The following is a 515-nucleotide window of genomic DNA, read 5'->3' on the forward strand; positions in this document are numbered from 1 at the left end:
ACAAGTGCATGAGCGACAACACCGTCAACAAGGCGCTGCGCGTGATGGGTTACGACACCAAAAAGGATATCTGCGGGCATGGCTTCCGGGCAATGGCCTGTAGTGCGCTGAGCGAATCGGGATTATGGAGCAAAGAAGCCATTGAAAAGCAGATGAGCCACCAGGAAAGAAACAGCGTCCGTGCTGCCTATATTCACAAGGCTGAATATCTGGAGGAACGGATCGAGATGATGCAGTGGTGGTCAGATTATCTTGATGCAAACAGTGACGGGTATGTCTCGGCTTACCAGTATGCCCGCCGCCTAAAACAGGCGTCGTAAGTTAACAAAGCATCAGAGGGGGAAAAGGTATATTCCCCCTTTGTGCGTTTCAAATGTCGATGCTGACTGTAGCTTTTAAACTAAATTACTGGATAAAAAGTAGCTTTTAAGCTACTATCTTTTATGAAAACGATAAAGACCTACATAACTGCCGACGGGCGAGATCTGTATGCAGAGTTTTTTAAAGGGTTACGC

At 47.0% G+C, this 515-nt stretch carries 1 protein-coding gene; it reads left to right on the top strand.

Annotation, left to right across the window (positions count from 1 at the left end; translation table 11 throughout):
• On the top strand, nucleotides 1-320 hold a 320-nt coding region (locus ACJHYW_RS25345), incomplete at its 5' end, for a tyrosine-type recombinase/integrase (RefSeq protein ID WP_143366380.1).
• Between the last annotated feature and the right edge of the window lie 195 nt (nucleotides 321-515).

The organism is Escherichia sp. WS3063, assembly GCF_046486595.1.
Taxonomy (GTDB): domain Bacteria; phylum Pseudomonadota; class Gammaproteobacteria; order Enterobacterales; family Enterobacteriaceae; genus Escherichia; species Escherichia coli.